The organism is Micromonospora sp. NPDC049359 (genome assembly GCF_044466585.1).
Classification (GTDB): Bacteria; Actinomycetota; Actinomycetes; order Mycobacteriales; family Micromonosporaceae; genus Micromonospora.
Window position 1 is genome coordinate 15,797 of record NZ_JBITMW010000003.1, and the last position, 25,576, is coordinate 41,372.

The following is a 25,576-nucleotide window of genomic DNA, read 5'->3' on the forward strand; positions in this document are numbered from 1 at the left end:
ACGGGCCGACGGAGCGCGTGGAAAGATGACGACCATGTGCGGACTCCTGGCCTTCTTCAGCGCGAACGGCAACGCCGCCGCGCACCGCGACCACATCGCCGGAGCATTGGAATGCCTGCACCACCGCGGCCCGGACGAGACAGGGGTCGAGGTGGTCGGCGACGCGTCCGGCCGGTACGCGGACGGAGTGTTCGCCCACAAGCGGCTCGCCATCATCGACGTCGCGTCGAGTCACGAGCCGCTGCCCTACGCGAACGGCCGTTACCTGCTGACCTTCAACGGTGAGATCTACAACTACATCGAGCTGCGCGACGAGCTGATCCGGGACTTCGGCGCGCAGTTCGCCACCGCCGGTGACGGCGAGGTGATCGTCGCCGGCTACCACTACTGGGGCGAGCAGGTGCTCACCCGGCTGCGCGGCATGTTCGCCTTCGTCATCTGGGACCGGCAGGAGCGGCGCGCGTTCGGCGCCCGCGACTACTTCGGCATCAAGCCGCTGCACTACCTGGAGACCGCCGACGGCCTCTACCTGGCGTCGGAGAAGAAGGCGCTGCTGCCGTTCGCGCACAGCAACTACCAGGGCGACGCGGGCGTGGACGCGGCGAACCTGAGTCACTACCTGACCCTGCAGTACGTGCCGGAGCCCGGCACGCTGCACAAGGGCATCAGCCGGATCGGCTCGGGCGAGTACCTGACCTGGACCCCGGGCGGGCGGATCGACGTACGGCGGTGGTACCGGCCGGTGTTCCGGCCCGCGCCGGTCGACGATGAGCAGAAGCTGTACCACGAGATCCGCGAGACGCTGCGCGAGAGCGTGCGCATGCACATGCGCTCGGACGTGCCGGTCGGCTCGTTCCTGTCCAGCGGCATCGACTCGACCGCCGTGGTCGCGCTGGCCCGCGAGTTCAACCCGAACATCCTGACCTTCACCGTCGGCTACGACGTCCCGGGTTACTCCGAGATCGACGTCGCCCAGGACTCGGCGCGGCACCTGGACGTCACCACCATCCCCACCAAGATCGGTCCGCAGGACATGATCGACGCGCTGCCGAAGATCGTCTGGCACCTGGACGACCCGGTGGCCGACCCGGCGCTGGTGCCGCTCTACTTCGTGGCGAAGAAGGCCGCCGAGCACGTCACGGTGGTGCTCTCCGGTGAGGGGGCCGACGAGTTCTTCGGCGGTTACACGATCTACCGGGAGCCGCTGTCGCTGGGCACCGTCAACGGCCTGCCCGGTGGCGTGCAGAAGGGGCTGCGCGCGGTCTCCAAGGCCATCCCGCAGGGGGTCAAGGGCAAGAGCTTCCTCGAGCGGGGCACCACGCCGATCGAGGAGCGCTACTACGGCAACGCGCGGATGTTCACCGAGGAGGAGAAGCAGCACCTGATGCGTCGCTACGACCCCTCGGTGCGCTACACCGACGTGACCGCCCCGATCTACGCCGAGTGCACCGAGCTGGACGACGTCACCAAGATGCAGTACGTCGACCTCTACACCTGGCTGCGCGGCGACATCCTGGTCAAGGCCGACCGGATCTCGATGTCGCACTCGCTGGAGGTGCGGGTGCCGTTCCTCGACCGCGAGGTGTTCGACGTCGCGGCGAAGATCCCGGTGGACCTGAAGCTGCCGCCGCGCTCCGACGCCACCAAGTACGCGATGCGTCAGGCGTTGCAGGGCGTTGTCCCGCCGGCGATCGTCAACCGCAAGAAGCTGGGCTTCCCGACCCCGACCCGGGTGTGGCTGCGCGGCGAGATGTACGAGTGGGCCCGCCACGTGCTGAGCACCTCCGGCGCGGGTGACCTGCTCGACCTGTCGTACGCGCTGCGGCTGCTCGACGAGCACAAGCGCGAGGAGTTCGACCACTCCCGCAAGGTGTGGACGGTGCTGATCTTCTGCATCTGGCACGCCATCTTCGTGGCCAAGACGCTCGACCCGGGCATCCAGCGCAACCAGTCGGCCCTGCTGACAAAGCCGGTAGTCGGTTCCATGGTCCGCTAACCGCGCACCCCGCACCCACCCTGTCGATCAAGAGGTTTGCGTCACCGGAAGCGCTCCGGATGACGCAAACCTCTTGATCATTTCAGGGGGACCTCAGCGACGGGCGCAGGTGACTGTCGGGAGGGTGTTGGTTCCTGTGCTGCTGGCCAGGAAGCCGAACGATGTCGTGCCCTCGGGCGCGACCGTGCCGTTGTACTGGACGTTCGTCGCGGTCACCGAGGCGCCGGACGTCGTCTGGGTGGCATTCCAGACCTGGTTGATCACTTGTCCGCTGGGCCAGGTCCAGCTCGCGGTCCAGCCGGAGAACGGCGTACTGCCGTGGTTCATGATCGTGACTTGTCCCTGGAATCCGCCCTGCCAGGTGCTGGTCACCGAGTAGACGGCCATGCAGTCACCGCTGGACGGCGGCGGCGTGGTCGGCGGCGGGGTGGTCGGCGGAGGCGTGGTGGGCGGGGGCGTGGTGGGCGGCGGGGTGGTCGGCGGAGGCGTGGTCGGCGGGGGCGTGGTGGGCGGCGGGGTGGTCGGGTTGTTCCCGCCCGGACCCACACCGGTCACCTGACCGCTACCACCGTCGAACGTCACGTCGGAGCAGCCGAAGAAGTTCTCCTGCGAGTCCGAACGCACCCAGCGGGAGTAGATAATGTGCCGACCGCTCTTGCCCGACGGCAGGTTGCCGCTGAAGTAGTAGTGACCGTCGTTGGTGCCGACCGCGCCGCGCTGCGGCGGGTTGGTCACCGTCAGGAACGGCTCCTCCAGGTCACTCCAGGCCAGCGCGCGGGTCGGGCTCCAGCTGTCCTTCGTCACGTAGAAGTAGAAGGTGCCCGGGTGGTGCGCCCAGTTGCTGTACCGGAAGTCCAACCGCGCGCCGGACGTCAGGTGGGTCAGCGGCCAGTCGGTGCGGGGCAGGTCGTAGCCCCGGTAGCCGGTGTTGCCACCGCTGCACAGCTGCCCGTCCGGGATGAAGCCGGTGGTACGGCCACCGGCGTCGGAGCGCAGCACGCTGAACCAGTTGTAGAGCGAGTTCGTGCCGCTCTGCGCCACGGCGGCGGCACACGCCGGGTTGTTCGGCCTGATCTCGCCGGTCTGGCTCATGCCGTCCTGCCAGCAGAGGTAGGTGCGGGCGCCCGGCGTCATCGCCGCGCCGTGCGCGGCCGCCGGTTGTGGACTGGACGCCAGGGCGACGGCGCCCAGCGCAAGGGTCAGGGCCGCGGTGAGCACTGCGGCCGTACGGGAACGGTTCACGGGTTCTCCTGACTCGCGAGGCGTGCCGCCCGAGGCCGCCCCGCCGCAAGCGGATACGACGATCACCCTGGCGCGCCCCGGCAGAAGATCGGCCGGCGGACACGCGCCATCGACGGTCCTGTCCTGGACCGGTGCCCTCGCGTCCAACAACCCGGCAACCGGCGGCGCGACAGCCCTCGCACCACCCGGTACGGGCCATCCCACCACGTCGCCCGCCACCGACGCAATAGTCGGTCCTCGATATGTCAAACACGGCGGGCCCGTGCCGGCTCGGCGGACTCCTATCCGGTCCGGCGGGTTGCTTCCTATAGTGATGGTCTGCGCCCCGACGGTCTTCCCGCGCAGATCGCCCGCCTCGGGTCGCCTCACGCCGCCCGTAGCGTCGCGCAGACGAAGGAGGCGGCAGCGCGTGCCCGACGTGTTCGACGAACTGCACCGCCGCTGCCGGGCCGGCGAGCCGGTCGCCCTGGCCACCGTGGTCGCCACCTGGCGGTCCGCGCCGCAGCCGCCCGGCGCCGCCATGCTCGTCGCCGCGGACGGCACGGTCACCGGCAGCGTCTCCGGCGGCTGCGTCGAGGCGGACCTCTACGAGCGGGCCCGCCACGTGCTCGACACCGGCGTACCGGAGTTGGTCCACTACGGCGTCAGCGACGACGAGGCGTACGCCGTCGGGCTCACCTGCGGCGGCCAGCTGGACGTGTTCGTCGAGCGGTTCGACGGCGATGCCCTGGCGCAACTCGACGTGGTCGCCGCCGCGCGGCAGGCCGGCGAACCGGCCGCGGTCGTCACGTGCGTGGCCGCCGATGCCGGTGACACGTCCGACCCGGCGGGGCGGCTGGGTCGCCGGCTGGTGCTGACCGGGCGGCGGGTGACGGGCTCGCTCGGCGACGACCGGCTGGACGACGCCGCGGCCGACGACGCGCTCGGGCTGCTCGCGGCCGGGCACAGCGGCGTCCTGGGGTACGGCTACCAGGGGCAGCGTCGGGGCGGCGGCCTCAGTCTCTTCGTGGCCGCGTACGCCACCGCGCCCCGGATGATCGTCTTCGGGGCGATCGACTTCGCGGCGGCGGTGGCGCACATCGGCGTGTTCCTCGGCTACCGGGTGACCGTCTGCGACGCTCGGCCCGTCTTCGCCACCGGCCGGCGCTTCCCCGACGCGCACGAGGTGGTGGTGCGGTGGCCGCACCGCTACCTGCGGGACGAGATCGACGCCGGCCGGGTCGACGGGCGCACGGTCGTCTGCGTGCTCACCCACGATCCGAAGTTCGACGTGCCGCTGCTGGCGCTGGCCCTGCGCGAACCCCTGGCGTACGTCGGCGCGATGGGGTCGCGACGTACCCACGACGAACGGCACAAACTACTCCGCGAGGCGGGGCTCGGCACCGCGCAACTCGACCGGCTGGCCTCACCGATCGGGCTGGACCTCGGTGGTCGTACCCCCGAGGAGACCGCGGTCAGCGTGGCCGCGCAGATCGTCGCGGCCCGCTGGGGCGGCAGTGGCCGCCCCCTGGCCGCGACCGACGGGCCGATCCACCACGCGGACTGATCCCGCTGTGCCAGCCTGGGGCGAGACGGCCGTCGCGGCCGCCGAGGGCGAGGGGGCTCTGATGGGGTACGCGGTGGTGCTCGGCGAGGCGCTCGTCGACCTGCTCGACAGCGACGTCGACGGGGAGCGGGTCTACCGGCAGGCCATCGGTGGCGGCCCGCTCAACGTCGCCGTCGGGGTGACCAGGCTCGGCGGGGCGGCCCAGTTCGTCGGCTCGCTCGGTGACGACGTGCTGGGCCAGCGGATCCGCGACTTCCTGAGCGGCGTCGGCGTCGGCCTGGCCGGTGCGGTCACGGTGTCCGCGCCGACCGCGCTGGCGGTGGTGACGTACGCCGGCCCGGAGCCGGACTTCCACTTCTACGGCGAGCCGCGCTCCTACGGCCTGCTCGGCCCGGACGACGTGGACCTGGCGCTGACGGAGGGCGCTGACGTGCTCTACTGCGGCTCGATCGTGCTGCTTGAGCCGGGCACGCTGGCCGCCGCCCGCCGGGCTTGGTCGCTCGCCACCGGCCTGCGGGTCCTCGATCCGAACGTTCGCCCGCGACTGCTCGACGGGCCGGTCGCGCTGGACGGGTTGCGGCAGGTGGTGGCGGAGTTCGCCGCGGGCGCGCACCTGGTCAAGTTGAGCAGCGCCGACGCCGGGCTGCTGTATCCGGGTGAGCCGGTCGAGGGGGTCGCCGCGTACCTGCGGGAGTTGGGCGCGTCCACCGTGGTGGTGACGCTCGGCGCGGCCGGCGCGGTGCTGGCCGCCGCCGGGGCCGACCCGGTGCGGGTGCCGGCGCCGAAGGTGGACGCCGTCGACGCCACCGGCGCCGGTGACTCGGTCATGGCCGCGCTCATCGCCGACCTGCTCCGCGACGGCGAGCCGGCGGATCCGACGGGCTGGGTCGATTCGGTGGCGTTCGCGCTGCGGGTCGCCGGTCTGGTCTGTGAGTCGCCGGGCGGGGCCACCGCCATGCCCACCCGCGCCGAGGTCGAACGCCGCTTCGGCCGTTGAGGGCGGGTGACGGCTGGTTGACGTCCCTGTTATGTGAACGTTAACATCGGCGTCTGCCTATTTCCTGCGTGTTATCCGGGAGACTCCGATGAGACTCGTCCTGGTACCACCGTCATTCCGCCGCCTCGCCGCCGTGCTGGTCGTCGCCCTGGTTGCCGTCGGCGGCGTCGCCGTCAGCGCTCCGGAGCCGGCGCGCGCCTGGGACAACGCGGTGGCCAGCACCCCGCCGATGGGCTGGAACAGCTACGACTCGTTCAACTGGAGCGTCACCGAGGCCGACGTACGGGCGAACGCCGACTACATGGCCACCAACCTGCGGCAGTCCGGCTGGCAGTACATCGTCATCGACTGGGGGTGGTACTACCCCGGACGGCACAACAACAGCCCCAACCAGGACTCCAACCTGCAACCCCGGCTCCGGATGGATGCCAACGGGCGGCTGCTGCCCGACACCACCCGGTTCCCCTCCGCCGCCGGTGACAACGGGTTCAAACCCCTGGCCGACTACATCCACGCCCAGGGCCTGAAGGTCGGGGTCCACCTGATGCGGGGCATCCCCCGCCAGGCGGTGGCCGACAACGTCCCGATCTCGGGCACCAGCTGCCGCGCCAACCAGATCAACAACAGCAGCACCGCGGCCTGGCTCAACCTCATGTGGGGCCTGAACATGTCCAACCCCTGCGCGCAGAGCTACCTGGACTCGGTGTTCCAACTGCTCGCGTCCTGGGGGATCGACTTCGTGAAGGTGGACGACATCGCCGCGCCCACCTACCGGCAGGCGGAGATCGAGGGCTACAAGCTGGCGATCCAGCGCAGTGGCCGTCCGATGGTGCTGAGCCTGTCGCCCGGTGCGACCCCGCTGGCCAGCGGAAGCCACGTCCAGGCCAACGCGCACATGTGGCGGATCGTCAACGACCTCTGGGACAACTGGTCGTCCGTCGACGCCCTCTTCGACCAACTCCGCAACTGGACCCCGTACCGCGCCACCGGCGCCTGGCCCGACCCGGACATGATCCCCATCGGCCGGCTCTCCAAGTACGGGCCCGTCGGCTCACCGCGCTACTCCAACCTCACCTCGGACGAGCAGCGCACCCTGATGACCCTCTGGGCGATCAACCGCGCGCCGCTGATGTGGGGCGGCAACCTGGTTGAGAACCGCGCCTCGGAGCTGGCGTTGATGACCAACGCCGCCGTGCTGGCCGTCGACCAGAACAGCGCGAACAACCGTCAGCTCACCGGTGGCACCCGGCAGGCGTGGACCGCCGACGTGCCGGGCAGCACCGACCGCTACCTTGCCCTGTTCAACCGCGAGAGCGGCGCGGCGAACGTCTCGGTCAACCTGGCCGACCTCGGAATCGGCTCGGCCACCGTGACCGACCTGTGGTCCGGCGCTGCCCTCGGCACGGTGACCGGGACCCTCACCCGTTCGCTCCCGGCCCACGGCGCCGGGCTGTACCGGCTGACCCCGGGAAGCACCGTGCCCGTCCCGACCGCCTACACCCTCGCCGCCCAGCACAGCGGGAAGCTGCTGGACGTTTCCAACAACGCCACGACCGACGGCGCCGACATCGTGCAGTGGAGCGCGAACGGGCAGGCCAACCAGCGGTGGCGGTTCCAGGACGCCGGTGGCGGCTACCAGACGGTGGTCAGCGTGCACAGCGGCAAGTGCCTGGACGTGTACGGCGGCGCGTCCGCGACCGCCGACGGCGTCCGGGTCACGCAGTGGACCTGCAACGGCGGCACCAACCAGCAGTGGCGCGTCCAGGACTCCGGGACCACCGGCGCAGTACAGCTGATAGCGAGACACAGCAACAAGTGCCTGACCATCCTCAACGCCGCCACCACCGATGGCGCCCGCGCGGTCCAGTCCACCTGCACCACCGCCACCAACCAACAGTGGCGCCGCACAGCGGTCTAGCTCCCCCTCGTCCGATTGTCGTTCGGTGATCAAGAGGTTTGCGTCAGGATCCGGCGTGAATGTGACGCAAACCTCTTGATCGACGGGGTGGGCCGGGCGCGGGCCGGGGCCGGGGCCGGGGGTGGGCCGGGTCAGGCTTCGCCGTTCAGCTCGCGGTAGCCGCGGCGGGCGGCGATCAGGGCCGCGCGTGCCCCGAAGGGCGCCTCGGCGGCCACCCGCTCCGGCGGCGCGCCGCCGGTGTGCGCGGCCCGGATCAGCCAGGCCAGCCGCACCAGCTCGGCGTGCTGGGCCCGGACGAAGTCGACGTCCACCACGTCGCCGTGGCCCGGGACCACCACCGTGCCCGGGGTCGTCAGCCGCAGCAGGTCCGCGACCGCGTCCGGCCACTGCAGGGGGTACGAGTCCTCGAAGGCGGGCGGACCACTCTGCTCCACCAGATCGCCGGCGACGAGCACGTCCGCGTCGGGCACGTGCGCCACGAGATCCGCGTCGGTGTGCCCGCGCCCCGGGTGCCGCAGCACCACCCGCCGGCCGCCCAGGTCGAGCGTCGTCTCCGTGTGCACCGCGTGCGTCGGGGCCAGCAGCGGGGTGTCCGCCAGGTCGGCGGCCAGCTCAGGGTGCTCCGCGCGCACCTCCTCGTACGCCTCCCGGCGCAGCCCCTCCGGGTCGTCGCGCAGAGCGGCGGCGGCCCGCTCGTGCGCGTACACCGGTCGGGGTGGGTCGCCGGCCAGGACGGCGTTGCCGAAGCAGTGGTCGTAGTGGTGGTGCGTGTTGACCAGGGTCAGCGGACGGTCGGTGACCGCGCGGACGGCGGCGGCCAGCTCGGTCGCCTGCCCCGCCGCGGAGAGCGTGTCCACCAGCAGCGCCCCGTCGTCGCCGACGACGAGCGTGACGTTGACCCGCAGCAGGGGCTCGACAATCACGTACACCCGGTCGGCGACCTCGACGAACCCGCCGCTCACGACGCCCGCCCGGCCCGGTCGACGAAGCGTTGCCGGTCCACCAGGAGCCGGTCCACCCGGCCCCGGGCCACCGTCTGGTCGCCGTCGGAGACGCTGACCTCGAACGACAACCGTCGACCGTCGACCGTCGTCAGCAGCGCCTGCGCCCGTACCGTGCGGCCCACCACCGTCGGCGCGAGGTGCTCCAGCTCGACCCGGGTGCCCACCGTCGTGGAGCCGGGCGGCATCGCCGTCGCCGTGGCCGCGACGGTGGCCGCCTCCGCGAGCGCGAGCGCCCGGGGCGTGCCCAGCACCGGTACGTCCCCCGAACCGACCGCCTGGGCGGTGTCCGCGTCGGTGACGGTCAGCTCGACCTGGGCGGTCAGACCCGGCGCGAGGGCCGGCTCGGGCTGCTCCTGCATGGTCGTCAGCCTAGGTGTTCCCCGCGCCCGCCGAGCACGCGCCCGGCGATCCCGGCGCCGCCGCGCAGGGTGGTACCCGTCGGTCGATGCCGTAGCCGTCGTTAACCTTGACCGCGATGGCCGTCGTGACTGACCCCCAGCCCCCCGCCCGGACCGACCCACCCGCGTCCCCGGACGCGGGTCGTCGGCGCATAGTCGCCATGACGATCTGGGCGGTCGCCTTCGTCGGCGCGTGGCTCGGCATCGGGCTGCCCACCGACCCGGCGTACGCCTTCGTGTGGATCTGGCTCGGGACCATCGCCTGGAACAGCGACCGCCCGTGGCGCAGCCACCTGCGCTTCGCCCGGGACTGGGTACCGGTGGTGCTGCTACTGGCCGCGTACAACCTCTCGCGCGGGTTCGCCGACAACGGCGCCACCCCGCACGCCATGGAGCTGATCGTCGCCGACCGGTTCATGTTCGGCTGGGCCACCGGCGGGGAGGTGCCCACCGTCTGGCTGCAGGAGCACCTCTACCGCCCACAGGTGCACTGGTGGGACATCGCGGCGAGCTGGGTGTACTTCTCGCACTTCGTGGTGGCGCTGGCCGCCGCCGCCGTGCTCTGGATGCGCGACCGGCACCGCTGGGCCGCCTACATGCGGCGGTGGGGATTCCTGTGCGCCGCCGGCCTGGTCACGTACTTCATCTACCCGGCCGCGCCGCCCTGGTGGGCCGCGCAGAACGGCCTGCTCACCGAGGTGGCGCGGATCTCCACCCGGGGCTGGAAGGCGTTCGGCATGCACGGCGCCGGCAACGTGCTCAACGCCGGCCAGATCGCCTCGAACCCGGTCGCCGCCATGCCGTCGCTGCACACCGCGTGGGCGCTGTTCGTGGTGCTGTTCTTCCTGCACACCACCCGCCGCCGGTGGTGGCCGCTGCTGCTCGCGTACCCCCTGGCGATGACCTTCACCCTGGTCTACTCCGGCGAGCACTACGTGATCGACGTGCTGGTGGGCTGGACGTACGTCGGGCTGACCTACCTGGTCGTCGGCCTGGCCGAGCGGGCGTGGAGGTCCTACCGCGCCCGCCACCCGAAGGCCGGAACGCAACCGCCCCCCAACCAGCCCGACCCCCCGACCAGCCAGCCCGAACCCCCGACCCCCGGCGAACCAGACAGCACCACCACCCACCGCTCGGTCCCCGCCGACCACTGACCGCCCTGTCCTTGTTGATCAAGAGGTTCGCGTCACCGAATGCCCGATTCTTGACGCCAACCTCTTGATCAACAGGAGTCAGGGGGTGGGAGTGAGGGTTAGGGGGTTGGGGGGTGGGTTTGGTGGTGGGCTCTGCGGGTTAGTTCGGCTGCCAGGGACCAGGCTTCGGCGAGGTCGCGGTCCTGGGCCGCCGCGCCCGAGCCGCCGGCCGTGTCCGCGTACACGGTCGCGAGCCGCAGCCGGCGCTGCACCGGTCCCTGCACGACGCGCACACTCTGGATCCGGGCGTACGGCACGATCGCCAACTGCCGGGTGAGCAGCCCGGACCGGGTGGCGAAGACCCGATCGAACAGGCCCGCGCCGAGCGCGCCACGTCCGAGCGGGTGCAGCCAGCGCGTCCGGGGCGGTGGCGGGCTCAGCGTCAGCGTGTCCAGGCGTACGCCGGGCAGCACCTCGCCAACGATCATCGTGGCGGTCGGCAGGTCACCCACCGGCAGCAGCCGGTCCGGTCGGTTGCGGTCGTCGGCCTCCGCGATCGAGTAGCCGGCCACCTCCAACCGCAGTCGCAGCCAGTCGTTGACCCGCCACAGCAGCGGCCAGGTGGCCCGTACGGTCTGGACCCGGTCCAGCGGCACGGTCTGCGCCCGGGTCTCCAGTAGGCCGTTGTGCACCCGCAGGGTGCCACCGTCGCGGGCCAGCCGGAAGTTCCAGTCGTCGAGGACCCGACGGATCGGTTGCAGGAGCACACCGGCCATCGCGGTCAACGTGCTCGCCACCGCGATGAACGACCACGACCCGGCGGTGACGAACTGCACCACGACGAAGGCAACGCCGAACGGGAGCAGGAACGCCTGCGGGGTGAGCAACTGGCTGACCAGGAGGTCCCGGTTGCGTACCGCGTGCAGTGGCCGAGCCCGCACGGCCGTCGGCGTCTCGACCCGCGTGGCGGGCGCGGTGTCGCCGGGCGGCGCCACGCGCCCGGCGAGCGCCAGCAGCCGCTCCCGCAGGCGGGTCGCGTCGGCCACCCCGAGGTACGCCAGCGGCGCTTCGGTCTTGCCTCCTCCGACGACCTCCAGGCGCAGCTCGGCCAGGCCGGTGAGCTGGGCGAGCAGGGGCCGCACCACCTCCACGGCCTGCAACCGCTCCAACGGGATGGCCCGGGTACGCCTCCAGAGCAGCCCCTCGTGCACCCGCAACTCGCGGCCCACCACGTGGTAGCCGGTGTTGTACCAACTGATCACCGACAGCACGGTCGCGCCGAGCGCCAGCACCACGACCATGGCGGCGAACCAACCGAAGCCGACCCGCGACAGTGTCGACCAGGACAGGCCGGCGATGACCACGACCAGTGACTTGGCACCGTGCAGCAGCGGGCTGAGCGGGTGCAGCCGCTGTCGAGGCTCCCCGCCACCACCGCTTGCCGGGGCGGGCCAGGGCTGGACCGCCCCGGGCGGCCCGGCCGAGTACGGCGGCGTAGCGGGATACGGCGTCCCGCCGCCATCCGGGGACCCCGCAGGGTGCGGCGGCACACCGGCGTGCGGCGGCACACCAACGTGCGGCGGCATGCCAACGTGCGGCGGGCCGGCAGGGGGCGCGTCGCGGTCGGGCGGTGGCGGCACGGTGCCGGGCTCGACGGGGCTCTCGCTCATCGGGCCAGCGCCCGGTGGCGTCGGCGGTCGGCGTGGCTGGTCACAGCCCCTCCGCCCGGTCCTCACCGAGCGCGGTGAGCCGGTCGCGCAGTCGGGATGCCTCCGCCGGACGCAGGCCGGGCACCCGCGCGTCACTGGCGGCCGCCGCCGTGTGCAACTGCACGGTGGCCAGGTCGAAGGCGCGTTCCAGCGGGCCGGCGCTCACGTCGACGAACTGCATGCGGGAGTACGGGACGATGGACAACCGGCGGACCAGCAGTCCGTGCCGCACGAGCAGGTCCTCGTCGCGCTCGGCGTAGCCCCAGGCGCGTACTGCCCGGACGATGGCCGTGGCCCGCCACCCGCCGAGCACCAGCACGATGGCGAGGGCGAGTCCGAACAGCCAGTGACCGCTCAGTGCCCAGCCGACCGCCGTCACGGCCAGGCCGATGGCCACCACGATCGCGAGTCGGATCAACTCCACCCAGATCAGGTCGGTCGAGATCCGCTGCCACCGTACGGTGTCGGGCCACGGCTCCAACGGTCCACGGTCCGACGTCGCGGAGGCGTGCCCCACCGCCGAAAGGCCGGGAGCCGGCACGGAGCCGGGAGCCGCCGGAAGGCCGGGAGCCGGCAGGGAGCCGGGAGCCGGCGCGGGGCCGGGAGCCGCCGGAAGGCCGGGAGCCGGCGCGGGGCCGGGAGGTGGCAGGGGGCCAGGGGCCGGCAGGTCGGGCGGGGGTGAGAGGGCGGCGTGACCGGCCGACGGCGGTACGGCGTTCGGCGGCAGCGGGGCCGGCGACGAGGCGTCCGGCGGGGACGGGTCCGGGCCGAGCGTGCCGGGCGCCGGGAACGCGCCGGGCGGCGGCGCGATGTCGGGCGGTGCCGCCGCCGGGGAGGTCGGTGGGGACGGAACGGTGGGGCCAGGGGAGGCCGGTGGGTCGGCGCGGTCCTCCGGGCTCATCGACCAGATCCGTTCCACGCGCCCCGCGCCGCCGCGCTGCTGTGCCTCATCGCTCGCTCACACGTCGAGGGTAGGCGATCCGGACACCGGAGTGACGGTACGGAGAAAGCCACGGGCGTCCAGGAACGCTCCGAGAGTGTCCCGGTGCTCGGCGCAGGCCAGCCAGGTCTTGCGCCGGTCGGCGGTGTGCAGGCGGGGATTGTTCCACTCCAGCGCCCAGACGGCGGGGGCGCGGCAGCCTCGTGCCGAACAGACCAGGGCCTCGTCGGCGGGGGTGGGGACGTTCATCCGGGCCAGTCTAGGGCGGCCGGGGGCGAAAGTTTGAGCGCCGGGCGGCCACGGGGGGAGCCGCCCGGCGACGGGATGAATCGTACACGCGGCGGCCCGGTACCTGTCCACCCGTGACGCGCGATTCGATGCTCGGGACCGGGTGGCGAAAATCGGCTTCTCCCCGCCTCGACACTCAGGAAGGCATGCGAGTCTTGATACCGCACCAGCCGCGACGACCGACCAACGCTGTGGAGGACCGGTGGCCCAGCCGACCACGCCCGACGCCCCGACGCCCAACGGGGCGGCACCCCAGGCGCCCGCCCCGGTGACCACGCCCGCACAGGACGCCACCCTGTTGGAGAAGGCGTTGTTCGAGATCAAACGGGTGATCGTCGGCCAGGACCGGATGGTCGAGCGGATGTTCGTCGCGCTGCTGGCGCGCGGCCACTGCCTACTCGAGGGTGTGCCCGGCGTGGCCAAGACCCTTGCCGTGGAGACCCTCGCGAAGGTCGTCGGCGGGTCCTTCGCCCGGGTGCAGTTCACCCCCGACCTGGTGCCGGCCGACATCATGGGCACCCGGATCTACCGGCAGTCGAGCGAGAAGTTCGACGTGGAGTTGGGCCCGGTCTTCGTCAACTTCCTGCTCGCCGATGAGATCAACCGTGCTCCGGCCAAGGTGCAGTCGGCGCTGCTGGAGGTGATGAGCGAGCGGCAGGTGTCCATCGGCGGGGAGAGCCACCGGGTGCCCGATCCGTTCCTGGTGATGGCCACCCAGAACCCGATCGAGCAGGAGGGCGTCTACCCGCTGCCGGAGGCCCAGCGGGACCGCTTCCTCATGAAGATCGTCGTGGGTTATCCGACCGACGCCGAGGAGCGGGAGATCGTCTACCGGATGGGCGTGGCCGCGCCGGAACCGACGGCGGTCTTCGACACCCCCGAGTTGATCGCTCTGCAACGCAAGGCCGACCAGGTCTTCGTGCACAACGCGCTCGTCGACTACGCGGTTCGTCTGGTGCTGGCCACCCGTACGCCCGCCGAGCACGGCATGCCGGACGTCGCTCAACTGATCCAGTACGGGGCCAGCCCGCGCGCCTCGCTCGGTCTGGTCCGGGCCACCCGCGCGCTGGCGCTGCTGCGGGGACGCGACTACGCCCTGCCGCAGGACGTGCAGGACATCGCCCCGGACATCCTGCGTCACCGGCTGGTGCTCAGCTACGACGCGCTCGCCGACGACGTGCCGGCCGACCACATCGTGCAGCGGGTGATGTCGACGATTCCGCTTCCGTCGGTCGCGCCCCGGCAGCAGGCCACCCCGCCGTCGAGCGCCCCACCACCCGGCGCGGGCTGGCCCGGGCAGCGGCCGTGACCTCACCCACCCCTCGTCCCGCCCCTCTGGGTGACCGCAGCGAGGCCGTGCTCTCCCGACTCCAGTTGCTGGTCACCCGCAAGCTCGACGGTCTGCTCCAGGGCGACTACGCCGGTCTGCTCCCCGGGCCGGGCAGTGAGGCGGGGGAGTCGCGGGAGTACCGCCCCGGTGACGACGTACGCCGGATGGACTGGCCGGTGACCGCGCGGACCACGACCGCGCACGTGCGGCGCACGGTCGCGGACCGGGAGTTGGAGACCTGGTTGGCGCTGGACCTGTCGGCGAGCCTGGACTTCGGCACCGGGCAGTGGCTCAAGCGGGAGGTGGTGGTGGCCGCTGCCGCCGCCATCACCCACCTGACCGTGCGCGGCGGCAACCGGATCGGCGCGGTGATCGGCACCGGCGGTGGCGCGTCCACGCCCGCGCGGCGCTGGCGGGCTGGCCCGCCTCCGGCCGGTCCGGGCGTGCTGACCCGGCTGCCGGCCCGCTCCGGCCGCAAGGAGGCGCAGGGTCTGCTGCGCGCCGTCGCCGGCACGGCGATCCAGCCCGGCCGGGGTGACCTGGGTGCGCTTGTCGACATGCTCAACCGCCCGCCCCGGCGGCGCGGGGTGGCCGTGGTGGTCTCGGACTTCCTGGCGCCGGTCGAGCAGTGGGCCCGGCCCATGCGCAAGCTCCGCGTCCGGCACGACGTGCTGGCGATCGAGGTGGTCGACCCACGTGAGCTGGAGCTGCCCGATGTGGGCGTGTTGCCGGTGGTCGACCCGGAGAGCGGTGAGTTGCACGAGGTGCAGACCGCCGACCCCCGGCTGCGGCAGCGCTATGCGGCCGCCGCCGCCGCCCAACGGGCCACGATCGCCGCCGCGCTGCGCGGCGCCGGCGCGGCCCACCTGCGTCTGCGTACGGACCGAGACTGGCTGCTGGACATGGTGCGTTTCGTGGCCGCGCAGCGGCACGCGCGTACCCGGGGGACGACACGATGATCCGTTTTCTGCAACCGTGGTGGTTGCTGGCCGTGCTGCCGGTGCTCGCGCTCGCCGCGTTCTACGTCTGGCGGCAACTGCACCGCCGGGCGTACGCGATGCGGTTCACCAACGTGGACCTGCTGCGTACCGTCGCGCCCAAGGGCCTGGGTTGGCGGCGGCACGTGCCGGCGACCGCGTTCCTGCTGTGTCTGCTGGTGCTCGCCACGGCCCTGGCCCGCCCCGCGATCGACACGAAGGAGCCGTTGGAGCGGGCGACCGTGATGCTCGCCATCGACGTGTCGCTGTCGATGCAGGCCGACGACGTGGCGCCGAACCGGTTGGAGGCCGCGCAGGAGGCGGCCAAGCAGTTCGTGGGCGAGTTGCCGGCGAGCTACAACCTGGGCCTCGTCTCGTTCGCCAAGGCGGCGAACGTGCTGGTGCCGCCGGGCAAGGACCGGGACGCGGTGACCGCCGCGATCGACGGGCTGGTGCTGGCCGAGGCGACCGCGACGGGTGAGGCGGTGTTCACCTGCCTGGAGGCGATCCGGTCGGTGCCGGCCGACGGCGCGGCGGGTATCCCGCCGGCGCGCATCGTGCTGTTGTCGGACGGGTTCCGCACCTCGGGTCGGTCGGTGGAGGAGGCGGCGGCCGCCGCGCAGGCGGCCAACGTGCCGGTCTCCACCATCGCGTTCGGCACCGACACGGGTCAGGTCGACATCGGCGGGCAGCTCCAACGGGTGCCGGTGGACCGGCTGGCCCTCGCCGAGCTGGCCGAGACGACCGAGGGTTACTTCTACGAGGCGGCCTCGGTGAGCGAGCTGAAGCAGGTCTACCAGGACATGGGCAGTTCGATTGGTTTCCGGACCGAGCCGCGTGAGGTGACCCAGTGGTACGCCGGGTTGGCGCTGCTGCTGGCGCTCTGCGCCGGCGCGCTCAGCCTGCTCTGGTCGTCACGGATGATCTGACCGCCAGCCGGGACGCCCGACGGCCCGTGCGAGGCCGGGGCGGCCGACGGTCGGGACAGCGAGGCGAGCGGCCGACGAACGGCCGGTGGTGGTCAGTGACCGCCGCCGGCCAGGACGAAGACGACGGCCACCCAGACGGCGGCGAGGGTGAAGCCCAGCGGGGCGACGTAGCGGCTCATGGACGGCTCCGAGTGGCGGCTGGACGGTCCGCGAGCGGGGGCGGACCGCAGGGGGTGGGGACGCGCACACGAAGTCGTGACCGGGCGGCTCCCGGCGACCGTCCGGTGACCGGACGGGGCGGCACGCACCGCGGCGGTGGCTGCGGTGGTGCGGGAGCGGAGCGGGGTCAGCTCGCCAGACTGAGTCGTGGCTCAGCGGGGCTGACCATCGGCCCGGCCACGACTAGGAGGATCGCTATCTCGCACAGCGATCACCTCCTGCAGGTCGGCCCGGTCCGAACGTCGATGATCGTACACCTGAGCCGCTCTCGGCACGCACTCGGCCGACCGGTCCGCGAGCGCTCCACCGCGCGGCCGGCCCGGCCCGGCCGGACGCGGCGTCGAGCCGCTCCCGCGCCCGCCGCGTACCACCGTGACCAGCACCGTGGCGAGCAGCGGCAACCAGCAGAACCGGGCCAGCACCCACCCCGGGCCGTCCGGCGTCGTGTGCAGTCCGGGCAGGGCCAGGCCACCCCGGGCGGTGAGCGCGGTCACCGCGACCAGCACCGGCTGGTGCCACAGGTAGATCCGCACGGCGTCGCTGTTCACCGCGGTCACCACCCGGCCCGCGAGCGGCCGGTCCAGCAGCCGTTCCCACCCGGTCCGGGCCAGCAGACCCAGCCCGACCTGGGTGACCGCCAGCGCCACGGCCAGCAGCGACGGCGGGTTCAGGTTGGACACGCCGGCCCCGGGCACGCCGACCGCGCTGATCGGGTAGCCCACCGCCACCAGCACGGCCAGCGCCACGGCCCCGCCACCGGCGAGCAGTCCCGCCGCCCGCCGGCCGGCCAGCCGTCCGTCGGCGTACGCGACGCCGAGCAGGTACGGCACCGACCAGGCCGCCAGCACGCCGACCGGTGGCACGGCAACGCCGTCGGCCAGCAGGCGGACCGCGAGGTCGCTCGCCGCCACCACGGCCACCGCCGGCAGCGCGCAGCGCGTCACACCCCATCGGCGTACGGCGGCGCGCAGCGGGCCAATCAAGGCGACCAGGAGCAGCAGCGGCGCCAGGAACCAGAGCGGACTGGCCGCGAGATGGAGCCCGACGGCGAGCGTGTCGTCCGACGCGCCCGCCACGGTGGCGGCCAGCAGCACGGCGGCCCCGGTGCCCAGCAGCGCCACCGTGGGCAGCAGCAACCGACGTGAACGGCGGGCCAGCCAGCCGGCCGAGGTGCCCCGGTGACGGGCCAACGACCGGGCCGAACCGAAGCCGGCGGCGAAGAAGAACAGGCCGAGCGTCTGCAACACCCAGGTGACCGGTGCCAGGGCGGGCAGCGCGGTCAGCGGACTGGCCTGACGCAGCCCGCCGTCACCGGTCAGCACCAGCCCGGTGACCAGCCAGTGCCCGAGCACCACCCCACCGATCGCGTACGCCCGCAACGCGTCGACGGTGCGGTCGCGGCTCATCGGGCGTCCTCGACCGGACCGGCGCCCCGCACGACCGCCGCGACCGCGATCAGGCTGGCGGTGCCCGTGTCCAGGTAGTCGTCGTGCCCGGACACCCCGTCCACCGGCAGCGGACGGGCCCCGAACGCCGGATCGCCGGGGCGACGCCCGTACCCGAGGCCGGCGAGCCGCACGGGCGGCACCCGGCGAATCCAGTCGGACGGCGCCTCGGCCGCCCAGAACCGCAGTCCGGCGCGCAGATCGCCGGCGCGCGGCACACCTGCGCCGACGCCACCGAGGCTGACCACGTCGGTGACCTGCGCCGGGGCGTGCGCCGCCGCCAGCGCCGCCACCAGGGCCCCGTAGCTGTGCCCGATCAGCGTGATCGTCGCGGCCGGACGGCGCGCGACCAGCTCCCGCAGCAGCCGGGCCAGTCCGGTCGCCCCACGCCGCGCGTCGGCGTCGCTGGCGGCGCCCACCAACCCGTCCGGCGGGTCGTAGCCGAGCCAGGCCAGCACGGCCACCCGCGCCGTGGGGTCGCTCGACCGGATCTGCCGGTAGAGCTGCGCCGCCTGCACCGACGGCGCCCGCCGCGGCACCCCGCCCAGTCCACGGTCGAAGTCGGCGAGCGTGCTGCCCACCCCCGGCACGAGCACCGCGATCCGGTCCGCGCCCGCCAGGTCGCCGAGGACCTCCACCGCCCGCCCGTCGCCGCGCGGGTCGAAGACCAGGAAACGGCGTCCGTCCGCCGCCCAGTCCGCATACGGGGGGCCGGCCGCGCGCATCGCCGCCGCCGTGCCGGGGTACGCCTCGACGAACCCCACCTCCATGACCGGCTCCGGTGGGCCGGGCAGGACCAGGCTCCCCCCGAGCAACGCGCTCAGAGCGACACGTGTGACACCTCGTCGTCGCATCACGTTCTCCCTCCCGAATGACGTCCGGAAGGGGAGAGTGCGGGGGCGAACGGGTCGCGGTCGTCGTACCGGGGAGCTGTCTCCCGGGTGGCCCCGAGGCGCTACTCGCCGGCGGCGACCAGACCCGTCTCGTACGCCAGCACCACGGCCTGGGCGCGGTCGCGCAGGCCGAGTTTGGCCAGGATGCGCCCGACGTGCGTCTTGACGGTCTGCTCCGCCACCACCAGGTCAGCGGCGATCTCCGCGTTGTTGCGGCCCCGGGCGATCAACCGCAGCACCTCGGTCTCGCGCGGGGTCAGCCCGGCCAGGTCGGTGGGGCGGGGCCGGCGACGGTCCGGGCGGGCCGCGAACTCGGCGATCAGTCGACGGGTCACCGCCGGGGCGAGCAGCGCGTCCCCGGCGGCCACCACCCGCACCGCCTGCACCAGGTCGGCCGCGGGCGCGTCCTTGAGCAGGAAGCCGCTCGCGCCGGCCCGCAGCGCTTCGTACACGTAGTCGTCCAGGTCGAACGTCGTGAGGATGAGCACCCGGGGGCGCTGCGCCGAGCGGTCGCCCAACAGTTGACGGGTGGCGGCCAGCCCGTCCAGGACCGGCATCCGCACGTCCATCAGCACCACGTCCGGGTCGAGCCGACGCGCGGCGGCCACCCCCTGCGCGCCGTCGGCGGCGTCGCCCACCACCAGCAGGTCGGGCTGGGCGGCGAGCAGCGCGCCGAAGCCCTGCCGGACCATCGCCTGGTCGTCGACGATCAGCACCTTGATCATGTGTCCAGGCTCCCCACCTCGTACGGCAGTTCGGCCGCCACCGCGTACCCGCCGTCGGGTAGCGGCCCGGCGGTGAACGTACCGCCGAGCGAGGTGGCGCGCTCCCGCATGCCGGTCAACCCGTGCCCCGCCCCGCCGTCGGCGGTCGGTGGGGCGCCGCGCGGAAAGGCGGTCGGCGGGGCGTCGGGCGGGGAGTTGTCGACGCGTACTCCCAGAGCGGACGGACCGGAGCGGACGGTGACGCGCACCGCGGCGCCGGGCGCGTGCCGGGCCGCGTTCGCCAGGCCCTCCTGGACGATGCGGTACGCGGCCAGCCCGACCGGCGCGGGCACCGGACCCGGCGGCTCGGCGTCCAGGGTCACGGCCAGCCCGGCGCGACGGGCCGCGTCCACCATCGCGCCCAGGTCGGCCAGGTCGGGCTGCGGAGTGGTCTGCGGCCCGCTGGCCTCGCTGCGCAGCACCCCCAACAGCCGCCGCATGTCGGTCAGCGCGTCGCGGGCCGAGCCGGCGATGGCGACGAACTCGGCGGCGGCCGGGGCGGGCACGTCGTCGAGGCGGTACGGCGCGGTCTCGGCCTGCACGGCGATCAGCGACATGTGGTGCGCGACCACGTCGTGCAGCTCACGGGCGATCCGGGTGCGCTCCTCCAGCACCGCGCGGCGCTCCTGCTCGCGCTCGCTCAGTTCGGTCTGCGCGGCCAGGGCGCGCCGCGACAGCCGGTTGTGACGGAACAGGTCGCCGACGATCGCCAGCGCACCGAGCAGCAGCAGGACAGGCACCCGGTTGTCGGGGTGGACCAGAGTGAACACCGGCACCGTGCTGATCGTCACCACCCAGGCCAGCACCGGCCGGTCGACCCGCGCGACGACCACCGCCAGCACCGCGACCGACCCGAGCGCCAGCGGCGGGGTCCACGGCCAGGACCGGTCGGCCGGCGCGTTGAACGTGCAGATCAGCAGGGCCAACACCGTCAGCCGCCACGCCAGCAGCGGACGCCGGGGCAGCGCCAGCAGCGGCGCCACGGTCATCGCCGCGAACAGCAGCGCGACCGGCAGCGGCAGGCCCCACTCGCTCTCCACGGTCAGCGTGATCAGGAAGAGGCCGAGCGCGGCGAGCAGCCCCACCGGAGTGGCGTAGCGGGCGAGCCGGGGCCAACGGGCCAGCAACGACCGTTCGGGCGGGGCGTCCGGGCCCCACAGGGTCTGCCCCAGCGCTCCCAGAGCCACGACGACAGGTTGCCGGTTCACCACCCGGAGGCTACGGGCCGAGGGTGCCACCGGGCGTGCCCCCGCAGGTTGATCCCCAGGTCGTACCTGGGTGGGACACCACACCCGTTAGCGCTTACTTGCGGGTAACGCCTAGGCTCCGACGCGTCCATGCTGAGCAGTCGCAAGGAGGAACCGTGGCCCGTACCGTGCTGGTGACCGGCGGCAACCGGGGAATCGGCCTGGCCATCGCGCAGGCCTTCGCCAAGCAGGGCGACCGGGTGGCGGTCACCCACCGCAGTGGCGAGGCCCCCGAGGGGCTGTTCGGCGTACGCGCCGACGTCACCGACGCGGCCTCGATCGATGCCGCGTTCACCGCTGTCGAGGCCGAGCTGGGCCCGGTCGAGGTGGTGGTCGCCAACGCCGGCATGACCGACGACACGCTGCTGCTGCGGATGTCCGAGGAGCAGTTCACCAACGTGGTGGACACCAACCTCACCGGCGCGTTCCGGGTCGCCAAGCGCGCCTCGGGCAAGATGCTGCGGGCCAAGTGGGGCCGCATGATCTTCATCTCCTCGGTGGTGGGCCTCTCCGGCGGCGCCGGGCAGGTCAACTACGCCGCCAGCAAGGCCGGCCTGGTCGGCGTCGCCCGCTCGGTCACCCGCGAGCTGGGTAGCCGCAACATCACCGCGAACGTGGTGGCGCCCGGCTTCATCGACACCGACATGACCGCCGGCCTGTCCGACGACCGCAAGGCGGAGATCCGCAAGTCCATCCCGGCCGGCCGGATGGCCAGCCCGGACGAGGTGGCCGCCGTGGTCACCTGGCTGGCATCGGACGGCGCCGGGTACGTCTCCGGGGCCGTGATCCCGGTCGACGGCGGCCTCGGCATGGGCCACTGACCTTCTCTGACTACGGAGGAAACCCTGCATGTCCGGACTGCTCGCCGGTAAGCGGCTGCTCGTCACCGGTGTCATCACCGACGCCTCGATCGCCTTCTCGGTGGCGAAACTCGCCCAGGAGAACGGCGCTCAGGTCGTGCTCACCGGCTTCGGCCGGCTCTCCCTGGTCGAGCGGATCGCCAAGCGGCTGCCCGAGCCCGCGCCGGTGATCGAGGTCGACGTGACCAACGCCGAGCACCTGGCCAGCCTCGCCGACCGGGTCCGCGAGCACGTCGACGGGCTCGACGGTGTGGTGCACTCGATCGGCTTCGCCCCGCAGAGCTGCCTCGGCGGTGGCTTCCTCGACGCGCCGTGGGAGGACGTGGCGACCGCCCTGCACGTGTCGACCTACTCGTACAAGTCCCTCGCGATGGCGGCGCTGCCGCTGATGTCGGCCGGCGGCGCGGTGGTCGGTCTGACCTTCGACGCCACCAAGGCGTGGCCGGTCTACGACTGGATGGGCGTCGCCAAGGCCGGCCTGGAGTCCGCCTCCCGCTACCTGGCCCTGCACCTGGGCAAGCAGGGCATCCGCAGCAACCTGGTCGCCGCCGGGCCGCTGCGTACCATCGCCGCCAAGTCGATCCCCGGCTTCGACCAGTTCGAGGACGCCTGGGTCGAGCGTGCCCCGCTCGGCTGGGACCTCAACGACCAGGAGCCCGCCGCGCGGGCCTGCCTGGCGCTGCTCTCCGACTGGTTCCCGGCCACCACGGGCGAGATCGTGCACGTCGACGGCGGCTACCACGCCATGGGTTCCTGACGTTGTAAGGAAGGGCACCCTGTTAACGCTTGCCGTAGAGCAGGGGGCCCTTCCTAACACGGCGCCCGCACCCGCCGGCAGGGGGCGTCGCCGGGCCGTCCTGGGCGAGGGACAAGAATGACCCCCATGGCGTACGACGCGGTGGTGCTGGTGTCCTTCGGCGGGCCCGAACGGCCCGAGGACGTGATGCCGTTCCTACAGAACGTGACCCGAGGCCGGGGGGTGCCACCCGAGCGGCTGGCCGAGGTCGCCGAGCACTACCAGCACTTTGGCGGGGTGTCCCCGATCAACCAGCAGTGCCGTGACCTGCTCGCCGCCGTCCGCGCCGACTTCGCCGCGCACGGTGTCGACCTGCCCGTCTACTGGGGCAACCGCAACTGGGACCCGATGCTCGCCGACACCGTCAGCCAGATGCGCGACGACGGCGTGACCCGCGCGCTGGCCTTCGTCACCAGCGCGTACGGCGGCTACTCGTCCTGCCGGCAGTACCAGGAGGACATCGCCGCCGCCCGCGCCGCCGTCGGGCCCGACGCGCCGGTGATCGAGAAGCTGCGGCAGTTCTGGGACCACCCCGGGTTCGTCGAGCCCCACGTCGACGCGGTCCGGGCCGCCCTCGCCCAGCTCGACCCCGCGAAGCGGGTCACCACCCGACTGGTGTTCACCGCCCACTCCATCCCCACCTCGATGGCGGCCAACGCCGGCCCGCACGGCGGCCGCTACGAGGCGCAGCTACGCGAGACCGCCCGCCTGGTGGCCGCGGCCGCCGCCCCCGACCTGGCGTACGACCTGGTGTGGCAGAGCCGGTCCGGCCCACCGCACGTGCCGTGGCTGGAACCCGACATCAACGACCACCTCAACGCGCTCGCCGAGGGCGGTGTCACCGGCGTGGTGGTCAGCCCGATCGGGTTCGTCTCGGACCATCTGGAAGTCGTGTGGGACCTGGACACCGAGGCCCTGGAGACCGCCAAGCAGCTCGGCCTCGACTTCGTCCGGGCCGGCACCCCGGGCACCGACCCGCGCTTCGTGACCATGGTCCGGGAGTTGGTCACCGAGCGCACCGATCCGGACGGCGCGCAGCTGCGCCGGCGCCTCGGGGACCTGCCCAGGTGGGACACCTGTCCCACCGTCTGCTGTGTACCGACCCGCCGACCGACGCCTGCTGGGGGCCCCGATGCATGACCGCAAGCCCGTGCAGAGCTGGCTCACCGACATGGACGGCGTGCTGGTGCACGAGGGCCAGCCGGTGCCCGGAGCGCCGGAGTTCGTCAACCGGCTGCGCGCCTCCGGCAAGCCGTTCCTGGTGCTGACCAACAACTCGATCTACACGCCGCGGGACCTGACGGCCCGGTTGAGCCGGATGGGGCTGGACGTGCCGGAGGAGTCGATCTGGTCCTCAGCGCTGGCCACCGGCCAGTTCCTCGCCGACCAGCGGCCGGGCGGCACCGCGTACGTCATCGGCGAGGCCGGGTTGACCACCGCGCTGCACGCCGTCGGGTACGTGCTCACCGACTTCGCCCCGGACTACGTGGTGCTCGGTGAGACCCGCACCTACAGCTTCGAGGCGATCACCAAGGCGATCCGGCTGATCAACGACGGGGCCCGGTTCATCTGCACCAACCCGGACGTGACCGGCCCGTCCGTCGAGGGGGCCTTGCCGGCCGCCGGCTCGGTCGCCGCCATGATCTCCAAGGCGACGGGGGTGGAGCCGTACTTCGTCGGCAAGCCCAACCCGATGATGATGCGATCGGCGCTGAACACGATCAACGCGCACTCGGAGACCACCGCGATGATCGGCGACCGGATGGACACCGACGTCCTCTGCGGCCTGGAGGCCGGGCTGGAGACCATCCTGGTGCTCACCGGCATCAGCAGCCGTACCGAGGCCGAGCGCTACCCGTACCGCCCGTCCCGCATCGTCAACTCGGTCGCGGACCTGATCGACGAGGTGTGACCCCGCCCGCGCGCCCCGCTCTCGTCGATCTTGCACTTACCGTCGCCGATATGGGGCGTGACGCCCTTTAGGTCGCAGCAGAAAGTGCAAGATCGACGTAGTGAGTCGGCGCGGCGCGGCGCTGGGGCGTGGCGCGCGGGGGCGTTACGGGCGTAGGGGGGCGTTGCAGGCGGCCACCAGGGCTTGGCGGCAGGCTGCGGTGAGCGGGCGGAGCGCGGCGTCGCGCTGCTGGGCCTCGTAGTTGTTGATCGCGCCGCCCGGGGCGGCGTGCCCGGCCAACGCCAGCACCCGGTCGAGCACCGCAGCCCGGGCGAACAGCCGACGGGCCCGCGGGTCGAATCCCGGTGGCAGGTCGGTGGTGCCGTCCGGGCGGCGCAGCGCGGCCAGCGCGCCGGCCAGCTCGGGCCGCCACTGGGCCACGTCGAGCCGGGTCAGCACGGCGGTCGTCTCGGCCAGCGCGGCGGCCAACTCGGCCTCGGCCTCGGCGGCCCCGGGCAGCGACAGCGAGGCGGCCGGCGCGTCGGCCGGCAGCGGGTAGACCCGCCACAACACCGTCTCGAAACAGTCCCCGGAGCCGGAGGTGTGGCTGCGCACCTGCGGGATCAGGCCCAGCCCACCGGCCACCACCGCCTCGCCCGCCACCAGCGCCGCTCCGGCGAAGTCGCCGGGGCCGGGCAGACCCCTCGGGTCGCCCGGCGCGGGCAGCACCAGCCGGATCTCGTCGGGCGACAGCTTGGCCAGGGTGGGCAGCGCGGCACCCAGCGGCACGTCGGTCCAGGTGCCCGGGGCGTCCGCGACGAGATGCTCCTCGTCACCGGCGATCGCGTCGGCGACCTCGTCGTACGGCACCAACCCGGCGCGCCACGCGCGCACCCAGGCAACGAACCGGCTCGACCGGCGCGGCGCAAGCGTGGCCGCGCCCGTTGCGGGGGTGGACATGCCGAAAGGGTACGTGGTGATCGGTGGCCCTGTCTCGGCTGCCGCTCCGGCCGCCCTGCCTGCCCCGAACTGCCCCCTTCGCCCCGTCCACTAC

23 protein-coding genes are annotated in these 25,576 nt (G+C 73.0%); 12 read left to right on the forward strand and 11 right to left on the reverse strand.

The window, feature by feature from the left end; all coding sequences use genetic code 11:
- Nucleotides 1-34: 34 nt before the first annotated feature.
- Entirely contained in the window at nt 35-1,996 is a 1,962-nt protein-coding gene (gene asnB, locus ACIBTX_RS08865) for an asparagine synthase (glutamine-hydrolyzing) (protein ID WP_357128568.1), read from the forward strand.
- Between the two features lie 93 nt (nt 1,997-2,089).
- Here asnB and ACIBTX_RS08870 read toward each other — a convergent pair whose 3' ends face one another.
- The gene (locus ACIBTX_RS08870) at nt 2,090-3,238 is read right to left on the reverse strand and encodes a lytic polysaccharide monooxygenase (RefSeq protein WP_357128074.1); all 1,149 of its coding nucleotides are present in this window, start codon (nt 3,236-3,238) and stop codon (nt 2,090-2,092) included.
- A 409-nt stretch (nt 3,239-3,647) separates the two neighbouring features.
- Between ACIBTX_RS08870 and ACIBTX_RS08875 the strand changes: the two genes are divergently transcribed.
- The 3 genes from ACIBTX_RS08875 to ACIBTX_RS08885 all read left to right on the forward strand — a co-directional run bounded on the left by ACIBTX_RS08875 (nt 3,648) and on the right by ACIBTX_RS08885 (nt 7,699).
- Nucleotides 3,648-4,784 (forward strand): XdhC family protein, encoded by a 1,137-nt coding sequence (locus ACIBTX_RS08875; RefSeq protein ID WP_357128077.1) that lies wholly within the window; start codon nt 3,648-3,650, stop codon nt 4,782-4,784.
- 61 nt (nt 4,785-4,845) lie between these two features.
- Nucleotides 4,846-5,781 (forward strand): PfkB family carbohydrate kinase, encoded by a 936-nt coding sequence (locus ACIBTX_RS08880; RefSeq protein WP_357397127.1) that lies wholly within the window; start codon nt 4,846-4,848, stop codon nt 5,779-5,781.
- Between the two features lie 88 nt (nt 5,782-5,869).
- Nucleotides 5,870-7,699, forward strand: coding sequence for an RICIN domain-containing protein (locus ACIBTX_RS08885; protein WP_357397096.1), 1,830 nt, complete (start codon nt 5,870-5,872; stop codon nt 7,697-7,699).
- A 131-nt stretch (nt 7,700-7,830) separates the two neighbouring features.
- Here ACIBTX_RS08885 and ACIBTX_RS08890 read toward each other — a convergent pair whose 3' ends face one another.
- Complete coding sequence (locus ACIBTX_RS08890) at nt 7,831-8,661, reverse strand: MBL fold metallo-hydrolase (RefSeq protein WP_357128083.1); 831 nt, start codon at nt 8,659-8,661, stop codon at nt 7,831-7,833.
- Nucleotides 8,658-9,062 (reverse strand): hotdog domain-containing protein, encoded by a 405-nt coding sequence (locus tag ACIBTX_RS08895; protein WP_355052715.1) that lies wholly within the window; start codon nt 9,060-9,062, stop codon nt 8,658-8,660. The genes ACIBTX_RS08890 and ACIBTX_RS08895 overlap by 4 nt, the downstream gene beginning before the upstream one ends.
- A gap of 116 nt (nt 9,063-9,178) precedes the next feature.
- Between ACIBTX_RS08895 and ACIBTX_RS08900 the strand changes: the two genes are divergently transcribed.
- Entirely contained in the window at nt 9,179-10,255 is a 1,077-nt protein-coding gene (locus ACIBTX_RS08900) for a phosphatase PAP2 family protein (protein ID WP_357397101.1), read from the forward strand.
- 98 nt (nt 10,256-10,353) lie between these two features.
- On the opposite strand, the gene ACIBTX_RS08905 is transcribed toward ACIBTX_RS08900, so the two are convergent.
- The 3 genes from ACIBTX_RS08905 to ACIBTX_RS08915 all read right to left on the reverse strand — a co-directional run bounded on the left by ACIBTX_RS08905 (nt 10,354) and on the right by ACIBTX_RS08915 (nt 13,132).
- On the reverse strand, nt 10,354-11,820 hold the full coding sequence (locus ACIBTX_RS08905; protein WP_396832390.1) for a PH domain-containing protein: 1,467 nt from the start codon (nt 11,818-11,820) through the stop codon (nt 10,354-10,356).
- A 124-nt stretch (nt 11,821-11,944) separates the two neighbouring features.
- On the reverse strand, nt 11,945-12,484 hold the full coding sequence (locus tag ACIBTX_RS08910) for a PH domain-containing protein (protein WP_357128574.1): 540 nt from the start codon (nt 12,482-12,484) through the stop codon (nt 11,945-11,947).
- 417 nt (nt 12,485-12,901) lie between these two features.
- Nucleotides 12,902-13,132 carry a hypothetical protein gene (locus ACIBTX_RS08915; protein ID WP_357128092.1) on the reverse strand — a complete coding sequence of 77 codons (231 nt, stop codon included), beginning with the start codon at nt 13,130-13,132 and terminating at the stop codon, nt 12,902-12,904.
- A gap of 241 nt (nt 13,133-13,373) precedes the next feature.
- On the opposite strand from ACIBTX_RS08915, the gene ACIBTX_RS08920 reads away from it, so the two are divergent.
- Genes ACIBTX_RS08920 through ACIBTX_RS08930 form a run of 3 tightly spaced genes read left to right on the forward strand, consistent with a single transcriptional unit; the run spans nt 13,374 to nt 16,407 of the window.
- The gene (locus ACIBTX_RS08920) at nt 13,374-14,480 is read left to right on the forward strand and encodes a MoxR family ATPase (RefSeq protein WP_355052719.1); all 1,107 of its coding nucleotides are present in this window, start codon (nt 13,374-13,376) and stop codon (nt 14,478-14,480) included.
- Nucleotides 14,459-15,460 (forward strand): DUF58 domain-containing protein, encoded by a 1,002-nt coding sequence (locus tag ACIBTX_RS08925; protein WP_396832391.1) that lies wholly within the window; start codon nt 14,459-14,461, stop codon nt 15,458-15,460. Before ACIBTX_RS08920 ends, ACIBTX_RS08925 begins: the two co-directional genes overlap by 22 nt.
- A complete protein-coding gene (locus ACIBTX_RS08930; RefSeq protein WP_357128095.1) occupies nt 15,457-16,407 on the forward strand; it encodes a VWA domain-containing protein in 951 nt (316 codons plus the stop codon). Before ACIBTX_RS08925 ends, ACIBTX_RS08930 begins: the two co-directional genes overlap by 4 nt.
- Before the next feature lie 371 nt (nt 16,408-16,778).
- Here the strand turns inward: ACIBTX_RS08930 and ACIBTX_RS08935 are convergent, their stop codons facing one another.
- The 4 genes from ACIBTX_RS08935 to ACIBTX_RS08950 form a co-directional block, all read right to left on the reverse strand.
- Nucleotides 16,779-18,032, reverse strand: coding sequence for an acyltransferase family protein (locus tag ACIBTX_RS08935; RefSeq protein WP_357128098.1), 1,254 nt, complete (start codon nt 18,030-18,032; stop codon nt 16,779-16,781).
- Nucleotides 18,029-18,925 carry an alpha/beta hydrolase gene (locus tag ACIBTX_RS08940; protein ID WP_396832284.1) on the reverse strand — a complete coding sequence of 299 codons (897 nt, stop codon included), beginning with the start codon at nt 18,923-18,925 and terminating at the stop codon, nt 18,029-18,031. The genes ACIBTX_RS08935 and ACIBTX_RS08940 overlap by 4 nt, the downstream gene beginning before the upstream one ends.
- 101 nt (nt 18,926-19,026) lie before the next feature.
- Nucleotides 19,027-19,689, reverse strand: a complete 663-nt coding sequence (locus tag ACIBTX_RS08945) for a response regulator transcription factor (RefSeq protein ID WP_357128104.1) — start codon at nt 19,687-19,689, stop codon at nt 19,027-19,029.
- On the reverse strand, nt 19,686-20,936 hold the full coding sequence (locus ACIBTX_RS08950) for a histidine kinase (protein ID WP_357128107.1): 1,251 nt from the start codon (nt 20,934-20,936) through the stop codon (nt 19,686-19,688). The genes ACIBTX_RS08945 and ACIBTX_RS08950 overlap by 4 nt, the downstream gene beginning before the upstream one ends.
- Before the next feature lie 155 nt (nt 20,937-21,091).
- On the opposite strand from ACIBTX_RS08950, the gene fabG reads away from it, so the two are divergent.
- The 4 genes from fabG (at nt 21,092) to ACIBTX_RS08970 (ending at nt 24,543) form a co-directional block, all read left to right on the forward strand.
- Nucleotides 21,092-21,796: a 3-oxoacyl-ACP reductase FabG gene (gene fabG / locus ACIBTX_RS08955; protein WP_355052725.1), complete on the forward strand. Its 705-nt coding sequence runs from the start codon at nt 21,092-21,094 to the stop codon at nt 21,794-21,796.
- A 28-nt stretch (nt 21,797-21,824) separates the two neighbouring features.
- Complete coding sequence (fabI, locus tag ACIBTX_RS08960) at nt 21,825-22,592, forward strand: enoyl-ACP reductase FabI (RefSeq protein ID WP_357128110.1); 768 nt, start codon at nt 21,825-21,827, stop codon at nt 22,590-22,592.
- Between the two features lie 126 nt (nt 22,593-22,718).
- Nucleotides 22,719-23,771 carry a ferrochelatase gene (locus ACIBTX_RS08965; RefSeq protein ID WP_396832285.1) on the forward strand — a complete coding sequence of 351 codons (1,053 nt, stop codon included), beginning with the start codon at nt 22,719-22,721 and terminating at the stop codon, nt 23,769-23,771.
- Complete coding sequence (locus ACIBTX_RS08970) at nt 23,764-24,543, forward strand: HAD-IIA family hydrolase (RefSeq protein ID WP_355052728.1); 780 nt, start codon at nt 23,764-23,766, stop codon at nt 24,541-24,543. The genes ACIBTX_RS08965 and ACIBTX_RS08970 overlap by 8 nt, the downstream gene beginning before the upstream one ends.
- 144 nt (nt 24,544-24,687) lie before the next feature.
- Here ACIBTX_RS08970 and ACIBTX_RS08975 read toward each other — a convergent pair whose 3' ends face one another.
- A complete protein-coding gene (locus tag ACIBTX_RS08975; protein WP_355052729.1) occupies nt 24,688-25,482 on the reverse strand; it encodes a hypothetical protein in 795 nt (264 codons plus the stop codon).
- Nucleotides 25,483-25,576 lie beyond the last annotated feature (94 nt).

Excerpts from the sequence above, each read along its gene's own strand:
- ACIBTX_RS08970 (WP_355052728.1), top strand. The coding sequence starts at position 23,764 with ATGCATGACCGCAAGCCCGTGCAGAGCTGGCTCACCGACATGGACGGC.
- ACIBTX_RS08900 (WP_357397101.1), top strand. The coding sequence starts at position 9,179 with ATGGCCGTCGTGACTGACCCCCAGCCCCCCGCCCGGACCGACCCACCC.
- ACIBTX_RS08965 (WP_396832285.1), top strand. The coding sequence starts at position 22,719 with ATGGCGTACGACGCGGTGGTGCTGGTGTCCTTCGGCGGGCCCGAACGG.
- ACIBTX_RS08885 (WP_357397096.1), top strand. The coding sequence starts at position 5,870 with ATGAGACTCGTCCTGGTACCACCGTCATTCCGCCGCCTCGCCGCCGTG.
- ACIBTX_RS08975 (WP_355052729.1), bottom strand. The coding sequence starts at position 25,482 with ATGTCCACCCCCGCAACGGGCGCGGCCACGCTTGCGCCGCGCCGGTCG.
- fabI (WP_357128110.1), top strand. The coding sequence starts at position 21,825 with ATGTCCGGACTGCTCGCCGGTAAGCGGCTGCTCGTCACCGGTGTCATC.
- ACIBTX_RS08945 (WP_357128104.1), bottom strand. The coding sequence starts at position 19,689 with ATGATCAAGGTGCTGATCGTCGACGACCAGGCGATGGTCCGGCAGGGC.
- ACIBTX_RS08940 (WP_396832284.1), bottom strand. The coding sequence starts at position 18,925 with ATGCGACGACGAGGTGTCACACGTGTCGCTCTGAGCGCGTTGCTCGGG.
- ACIBTX_RS08930 (WP_357128095.1), top strand. The coding sequence starts at position 15,457 with ATGATCCGTTTTCTGCAACCGTGGTGGTTGCTGGCCGTGCTGCCGGTG.
- ACIBTX_RS08935 (WP_357128098.1), bottom strand. The coding sequence starts at position 18,032 with ATGAGCCGCGACCGCACCGTCGACGCGTTGCGGGCGTACGCGATCGGT.
- ACIBTX_RS08895 (WP_355052715.1), bottom strand. The coding sequence starts at position 9,062 with ATGCAGGAGCAGCCCGAGCCGGCCCTCGCGCCGGGTCTGACCGCCCAG.
- ACIBTX_RS08915 (WP_357128092.1), bottom strand. The coding sequence starts at position 13,132 with ATGAACGTCCCCACCCCCGCCGACGAGGCCCTGGTCTGTTCGGCACGA.
- ACIBTX_RS08880 (WP_357397127.1), top strand. The coding sequence starts at position 4,846 with ATGGGGTACGCGGTGGTGCTCGGCGAGGCGCTCGTCGACCTGCTCGAC.
- asnB (WP_357128568.1), top strand. The coding sequence starts at position 35 with ATGTGCGGACTCCTGGCCTTCTTCAGCGCGAACGGCAACGCCGCCGCG.
- ACIBTX_RS08905 (WP_396832390.1), bottom strand. The coding sequence starts at position 11,820 with ATGCCGCCGCACGTTGGTGTGCCGCCGCACGCCGGTGTGCCGCCGCAC.